Source organism: Aurantibacter sp. (assembly GCF_039941195.1).
Taxonomy (GTDB): domain Bacteria; phylum Bacteroidota; class Bacteroidia; order Flavobacteriales; family Flavobacteriaceae; genus Aurantibacter_A.
In genome coordinates, this window is the sequence record NZ_JBDVFA010000057.1 from 1 (window position 1) to 7,243 (window position 7,243).

The window sequence follows — 7,243 nt, forward strand, 5'->3', positions numbered from 1 at the left end:
GGGGCGAACTTTTGAGAAATTCGCTGACTACTGACGGTGTCAAGCCTATTTTTATCAAATAAAGTCAATAGATAATCAAGAGATGCTATTCGTTGTTTATTTTCTTCAATAGAGGCATTTATTTTCTTCAGGTTCGTTTCAAATTCTGTTTGTAGCGACAACAGATATTCCTGCTCTAGACTTCTTTGTTCGTTATAATTATTGTTGTTATTAATACTCAAAGCAATCAAAATTCCAATTACCACAAGCACAATTTCTCCAATGGCATAAAGTAGATATTGGCTAAATTTATTTTCTGAGAGTAGTCGTTGTCTTATACGTCTGAAGAACTTAATCATAGTTTATTGGTTGGTTATAATGAAGCACAACAATGGAGGATACATACTTTTATCAATATTTCGCATTAGCAATACATATTGTAACTCGTACGTATAGCTGATTTTTACTAAAATGTAGGGGGAGGGTGTACCATGCGTGCTATTGCAATATAAAACTTTTTTAAGGGAGAATCTAGCGCTAATTGCAGCTAACTTTTAAGCTAGCTTTCTACTTAGATTAAAGCGAATTATTAAAGCTTTCCGACGGTACGAGATGAAAATTTGGTAGTCTTCGGAAATACATACAGTCTTTTGGTTTAAGCACTTTTTGCCCTATTTGCTGTAGGTATTATTGGTATTGGTTATTTTTTCCGCTTATCATTTACCTAATCGATGAACATTTTATTCCCATCCTCATCTGCACACATTTCTTGTCCACTTTTTTCTCGCAGAATATTCGCAATTATAAATAACTTCTCCATTTCTTCTTATAAAGTCCACTTATAATTTTCGTGATAAAAAGTCCATTCCTCAATTCCAGAAAAATATTTTATTTCATTCTGTACCGTCCACAGTTTTCCGGATTTGAGCAACTTCAGGGAATAGTTGTCCATCACTTCTTTTGTGGGCAAGGTTAAAATCTTTGAAATAGTAAATTTCTTCATTTCAGGTAATTGATGTGCAATCGGCAAGATTAAGTATGCTATGTTTTTAACTTATAGAATGACCCTTATTTGGTTAAAAAAAAGTTTGATTACCTCACTTCGAAAAAAAATGAAATATAGGTGTAAAAGGCTGTGGCTCTATTCGTAGTAAAAAATTAATTGCCCCCCTTATAAGTAAGGTTTTCGAGGTTTATTTCCCCAATTTTTGAAGTCAACCCAGCATCGGAATACAGTTCCATTATAGGATTCAGTAAATGATAGGTGTATTTTGGTGCATAAATCATAGGATTCTCGGGTTGGAACCCTTCATAGACAACTCTAACTTTTACCACCATCTGCGGATTCTTTGTTTTATCGTTTATCAACCCTTCGGCTGCAGCCGGATCTATTTTAAAAAGTACCTCGGCATTTATATGTTCCACCTGTTGTGTTTTATTCAAGATTTGTTGCCCGTATGATGTCTTGGGAAGAAATTCAAAAAAATAATTATCCCTAGTACTTCCAAAATCCATACTATAACTAGACCTCCTTTTGGTGGGAAGTTGCACCCAAAATCCATTTTTGTCGAAATCATAGGGTCCTTTGAACTCCAGCGGAACAACAAATTGAAAATCTTCCGTAGCGTCCTCAAAAAATGTTTGGGTCCATTTCAGTATTTTATCTAAATACTTTGCTACAAATGCCACATATTTTTCATTCTCAGTAAAATCATCGGCATATTCCCCGCCCCATTTGGATACAATGGGGCCATTACCGGTACCGTCCCGATCATTCATAAAATATTCCTTTTTTAAGGCATCCGTACCCATTAAAAATGCAAAATTCATTAGGTATCCTTGTGCCATATTGGATTTTACCTCTTCTTCTACCAAGGGTTTACTAAGGGGGGTGAGGGCCGTTCTGTCCATTACCTTAAAATGATCCTTTAGCGTCTGCATTCGTGCCAACAATAAAAATGCATTATAACCCTTTTTTATTTTTACTCTTTTCTCATTGACCTCGGGAGTAGACACGGGCATTTTAGGATTGTTGGGCATGGTATAAAAATCACAGGAACCGAATCTTAGAATACCCTTAAATTTTTGAACGTAAATATCATGAAATGCCGGATCTGGCGATTTATACACCAAATAATCCGATTCGTTAATAGTGGATGTTGATTGCTGTACAGCTGTAGGCGGCACGACCTTGTTTTCATCGCTTATGACAGTTCCTAATTTTTTTGATTCCTCCTCATTCTTTGTTGTACCCGTGTTTCCTGATAAGATATCGTCTACCTCTTTATCGGTCTTGTCAATAAGTTTTTCCTCGGCTTGCTGTTTCAGCTTTTTAAAAAACTGGGCATTGGCTTGGGGTGCCATTATAAGGAACAACATTCCCATTACCACTATAATTGTACGACTGCTTCCCATCTGTCAGTTTTTAAGATTTGTACTATTAATATCTACCTCTCCCATTTTGTCCGTAAGTGTCACATCCTTATAAATTTCAAGGATCGGACTCTCCAGTTCATATTCCCATTTTACAGAGGTTGTATTGTTGGGCTTGGGGTTTACAAGCACCTTGAACACTACATATACTGGTGACCTAGCAATTAACTTGTAGGTCTTTGCCTTATCGGCATCCATGCGCAGGAATATTTTTTTGCCTTGGTGCCTTATTGCTTTTTCGTCCTCGGTGTAGGGCAAAAAATTGGACTGATGTAGTATGAAGTCCCCTCCGATAGAAAATAGATTCCCTATCCAATACCCCTTTTCCTTAAAATCATATTTTTCGGCCACCATCCCCTTTGCCACATAATAGGCGACCTCGCTACCATCGGTATAAAATGTTTGGCTCCAATTTTTAAGGGTATTGAAGTATTCCTTTACAAAGGTGGTATAGCTACGGTTCTGGGCAAATTCATTTGTAGACGTACCTCCCCAATACGAAACAAATATTCTCTCCCCTGCCCGATTGTAGAAACTACAGGATGATGGGGTTTCCGAATCACAAAAATATTCTTTCAATTTTTCGTCGGATAGCGTTTCCCCGGCAAGAATCCTTAAATGATCCTGGGCAAATTCTGAATTCTTTTTGGCAAGGTCGCTTCTAGTATTTTTATGTTTGGTCAATTTAGACCGATCCATATCCTTAAAAGTATCCTCTAAAAATTTCAACTCTAAAAGGGCTTTATAGGCATTATTGGTGATTAAGGCATTTGTTCCATTTTTAAAGTTGAGTTCACCATACCTTGGCAGGCCTTTATATGCCTGTATTACAATATCCCTAAAATCTTTGGAAGGTGCCTTGAACCTTAAAACCTCTTGGTCTTGAAGAATTGAGGCTGCCTTTTTTACCGGTGTTTCCGTCGGTGTTGATTTGGTAACGGTCTCTGTTTTTACATTATCGTTTACGGAAGTTTCCGATTCCCCGATTAAAAGTTGGTCCGATTTTTCACCGGCAACCTCCACCACCTTGTCCTCTACATTCTTTTTTAATTTTTTAAAAAACTGGGCATGCATTGCGCTTGGTTCCAAGAAACCAATTATGGCAAAAAGTAGTACAAAACGTGCTTTTATATTTTTAATTTTCATCATTGTCTATTATCTGGTTTTGGATACCATGGTGTTTATATCCATTTCCCCCACCCTATGGGTAAGCGCATCATCGGTATAAATTTCAATAACCGGACTGTTGAGGGTAAAGGTGGTCTTTAGCTGGTCTGCCCTATAGTTTTCCAGTCCGTTCAGCTGCCCCGTGACGTCAAAAACTAAAAACAGGTACTGATATTTTTCCGAAAAGGTCTCCGCTTTTTCAGGGGACATTTTTAAGAGGATGGATGAACCGTTGGGATGCACCAATTTTCTTTCCGACGAATTACTGGGCTGAAGGCCGAACCACCTTAACAAAAAGCCGTTGTTACTAAACTCACCGGTACGTAACCAGTAACCGCCTTCTTTAAAATCGTAGGTACCCAAATATGTTTTGGCCACGTAATAACCGTTAATTTTATTTTCTGGATATAAGGTTTTCGCCCATTCTTGCACCAACGGAAACTTTTCTTTTACAAACGAGGTGTATGCCCTCAACTTTTGAAACTCCGAAGCTCCTTTTCCGCCCCAGTACCTTATATTTCTAGGCTCAATGTAATAACCCTCTTCTGGAAATACCTTGGTACAATCTTCTTCTTTTGGATTACAGAAAAATTGGATTGCCTGTTCGGTGGTGCAAAGAGCATTTGCCAGGGCAAGTATATGTTGCTGAGCGGTGTAGGATTTCTGTTCCTTGTCGTACATGTTCGGTGTGCGCTCAGTGAAATAATCTTTATCCATTGCAGTGAACATATCTTCTTTAAATCGCATCTTTAAAAGTTCGGTAAAGGCATGCCTACTGGCAGTGTTATGGCTGAATCTTTTATCCATTTCAAAATAGGACGCTTCGTTGTGCTTTATATAGCTACCGTCCGATTTTATATAATATCCATCTTGGAGGCCAAACCGCAGTTTGCCATTGTGGGTCTGTAGCGACAAGTCTATAAAACTTGAGGAAGGAGCTGCAAAAACTTTTTCTTCCCCTTGCCCACAAACCGAAAAATGTACTGCTAGCGGTATTAAAATGATGAGGAACTGTTTCATAATTTAATTGGTTAGGTCTGCCAGTGACAATGTTTTAAAGTGTTGTGTCAGTGCCTCGTCCGTATAGATTTCCAAATCGGCACTTTCGTGTGAATAATTAAATTCTATGGTCTCAGATGTTGACCCCATTTGCTTGTTTGACCGTTTTACCTTTATCTTTTTTACCACATACAATCGTCTAATGCCCTCTTTTTGAAATCGTTCTGCCGTTTGTTCATCCATCGAAAGCAAAAATTCAATGTTCTTGTTCCTATCTATCGAGTTTTGAAGTGCCTCCTCGAAAGGTTTCACCGGTTTAAAGACCACTTGTTTTCCGATACCCTGCCTTGAGGAAAAAATATTGTTGAGTATTATAGAATGGTATGCTGTATATCCTTTTTTATCAAAATCATAATTATTGCCTATGTTCAACATAGAAACATGGTAGCCGATTAATTCATCGTTCTCCATTATATTTTTACTCCAATCTAAAAGCAGATTTAAGCAGTTATCCACAAAAGATGTATAATTACGAAGTCTTTCAAATTCATTTTTGCCTTGACTGGCATTCTTACATTCATCTTCCAAACATAGGTTTGGTGCCACCTGACTACTTAAAAATCGCTGTAAGAAGGCGGAATTGGATTCTTTTTCGGACATATTGGAGGTCAATGTGGTTAACCCCTTCCTATCCAGATCCTCCATAAACGGCTGTAAATATTTTAAGCCGACCAATAGCGAAAAATTATTTTTGCCCGTAGTTATGATCTTGTTTTTATCATTACTCACAGGATTTTTGCCCCCACGGACCGGTCTAACCGTCCGTATTCCTTGTCTTTGGCCGCCAATTTTTTCACGATACATATTCGGAACCCCAAAACGTGTCAAGCCCTTATGAGCCTGTAATGTAATGGATACAAACTTTTCGGAAGGTGCTTGATAAACTACCGTTTCTTTAGCATCTATCGATTGTGCATTACTAGAGAGCACTCCCAAAAAACACAAAACAATGAACAAACATGACCTTGCCATAACTTTTCCCATTATATTTTTTAATCCCAAGTGATGGTTCCGTCCATAGTCAAAATAGTATCATCTTCGGTGTTGATTACCGTAGTACTATCAAAGGTGACGCTCTTGCTATCAAAATCAATTCCGAATCCATCGCCACAGGCAGTAAAAAAGTTTAGATAGGGAGAGGAACAAGCATGCCTGTACTCTACACCATCTTTTATAATGGTCATGGAAATACTACTGTCGATATCAGCCGAACCTCCAGTAGAAAAATCAGCAGCTACAATAACAAATCCGTTCTGGTCGTCGTCATAAACGAATTCATTATCTACCACAGCAATATTCTCTGACAAGAGTATAACGGACTTATCCGTTCCCGTAAGGGATGCATTTGCAACCTCAATATTTACAACGGATAACGAGGTTCCCAATTCCGATGTTTCATCTCCGGACAATGTAATATTACCATGTGCCCCGTTGGAAATTATTTCCTCTTCCGTACTATCATCCGACCCACAACCAAAAATGAGAAAGAAGGTTGAACAGTACAGTAAATTTTTAACTTTCTTTTTCATGCGGTTACCTAATTATTTGGTTTAGTTATATCCAAACTATCAATTATTACCGGTCCGTACCATACAGAATTATTCTACGTATTCATTTGCCATTTTACCGTTGCAATTGTTCAAATATTCGTAAACACTAGTTCAACCATTGATTAATTGAACAAAAAGTTTAAATTTGAATATAAGCAACCTCATAGCATGCCCCTACCAACTAAAAAAAAGTATGGTATAATACTTATCTGTTTGGTACATTTTTTTGGTACTTCTCAGCAAAATAAATTAGACTCCTTAAAGAATGAGTTACAAACTCACACCGTAAAAGATACCATAAGGGCAGGCCTGCTTATTGAGTTAGCGAGTGAAATGACCTATTCCGAACCAAAAGAGGGATTTTCATTCGTAGAAGAGGCCCTTACTATTTCAAAAAAAGATGGGTGGATTAAAGGTGAGGCCTTGGCCCAACGCCAAAAAGGCAATTTGTATTATGTTTTAGCTGATAATCTAGATGCCTTGGACGCCTACCAACAGGCTTTGGTGCTCAGTAGAAAAATACCCGACAAACAACTGGAATCCAGTATTCTAAGTAACTTAGGAAATATACATGCGGATTTAAAGGAATACGATCAGGCATTAGAAAATTACCGTGCCTATTTAGAAACGTCACAGGCAATGGGCAACCGGGCGGAAGAAATTAAAGCACTTTCCAATATCGCCATTATCTACAACGATACTGAAAATTTTAAAGAGGGTGTATCTTACTTGAACAAAGCCCTAGAATTGGCCAAACAGGAGGAAAACGATTTGTTCATCGCGGCTATTACCAACAATTTGGCTTTGGCAAATAAAAATTTGGGGGAGCACCAAAAGGCACTTGATTACTATCAAGAAGCTGTGGCAATAGCACAAAAAATAGGCAATAAATACATAGAAGCATCCGCTCTAAACAGTATCGGAAAAATAAACGTATTGTTGGAAAACTATACCGTGGCCGAAACAAATGCAAACAAAGCACTTTTCCTTTCCAAAGAAATCGGGGCCGTGGAGTGGGAAGCTGATTCTTGGGAGGTATTAAATAAGGTTCATGA

8 protein-coding genes are annotated in these 7,243 nt (G+C 38.0%); 1 reads left to right on the plus strand and 7 read right to left on the minus strand.

Annotated features, from left to right (window positions below; genetic code table 11):
- The 7 genes from ABJF52_RS09395 to ABJF52_RS09425 all read right to left on the minus strand — a co-directional run.
- On the minus strand, nucleotides 1–338 hold a 338-nt coding region (locus ABJF52_RS09395), incomplete at its 3' end, for a DUF6090 family protein (RefSeq protein WP_348149381.1).
- Nucleotides 339–805: 467 nt separating this feature from the next.
- A complete protein-coding gene (locus ABJF52_RS09400; RefSeq protein ID WP_348149383.1) occupies nucleotides 806–982 on the minus strand; it encodes a hypothetical protein in 177 nt (58 codons plus the stop codon).
- 155 nt (nucleotides 983–1,137) lie between these two features.
- Entirely contained in the window at nucleotides 1,138–2,394 is a 1,257-nt protein-coding gene (locus ABJF52_RS09405) for a hypothetical protein (RefSeq protein WP_348149385.1), read from the minus strand.
- Nucleotides 2,395–2,397: 3 nt separating this feature from the next.
- Nucleotides 2,398–3,561 (minus strand): hypothetical protein, encoded by a 1,164-nt coding sequence (locus ABJF52_RS09410; protein ID WP_348149387.1) that lies wholly within the window; start codon nucleotides 3,559–3,561, stop codon nucleotides 2,398–2,400.
- A 6-nt stretch (nucleotides 3,562–3,567) separates the two neighbouring features.
- Nucleotides 3,568–4,599 (minus strand): hypothetical protein, encoded by a 1,032-nt coding sequence (locus ABJF52_RS09415; protein WP_348149389.1) that lies wholly within the window; start codon nucleotides 4,597–4,599, stop codon nucleotides 3,568–3,570.
- Nucleotides 4,600–4,602: 3 nt separating this feature from the next.
- Complete coding sequence (locus ABJF52_RS09420) at nucleotides 4,603–5,622, minus strand: hypothetical protein (protein ID WP_348149391.1); 1,020 nt, start codon at nucleotides 5,620–5,622, stop codon at nucleotides 4,603–4,605.
- Nucleotides 5,623–5,630: 8 nt separating this feature from the next.
- Nucleotides 5,631–6,167 (minus strand): hypothetical protein, encoded by a 537-nt coding sequence (locus ABJF52_RS09425; protein ID WP_348149393.1) that lies wholly within the window; start codon nucleotides 6,165–6,167, stop codon nucleotides 5,631–5,633.
- 147 nt (nucleotides 6,168–6,314) lie between these two features.
- Between ABJF52_RS09425 and ABJF52_RS09430 the strand changes: the two genes are divergently transcribed.
- Nucleotides 6,315–7,243: tetratricopeptide repeat protein (locus tag ABJF52_RS09430; protein WP_348149394.1), on the plus strand; the 929-nt coding region annotated here is incomplete at its 3' end.

Bases quoted from the DNA above. Each gene is read 5' to 3' on its own strand.
- ABJF52_RS09400 (WP_348149383.1), bottom strand. From the start codon at position 982: ATGAAGAAATTTACTATTTCAAAGATTTTAACCTTGCCCACAAAAGAA.
- ABJF52_RS09415 (WP_348149389.1), bottom strand. From the start codon at position 4,599: ATGAAACAGTTCCTCATCATTTTAATACCGCTAGCAGTACATTTTTCG.
- ABJF52_RS09405 (WP_348149385.1), bottom strand. From the start codon at position 2,394: ATGGGAAGCAGTCGTACAATTATAGTGGTAATGGGAATGTTGTTCCTT.
- ABJF52_RS09420 (WP_348149391.1), bottom strand. From the start codon at position 5,622: ATGGGAAAAGTTATGGCAAGGTCATGTTTGTTCATTGTTTTGTGTTTT.
- ABJF52_RS09425 (WP_348149393.1), bottom strand. From the start codon at position 6,167: ATGAAAAAGAAAGTTAAAAATTTACTGTACTGTTCAACCTTCTTTCTC.
- ABJF52_RS09410 (WP_348149387.1), bottom strand. From the start codon at position 3,561: ATGATGAAAATTAAAAATATAAAAGCACGTTTTGTACTACTTTTTGCC.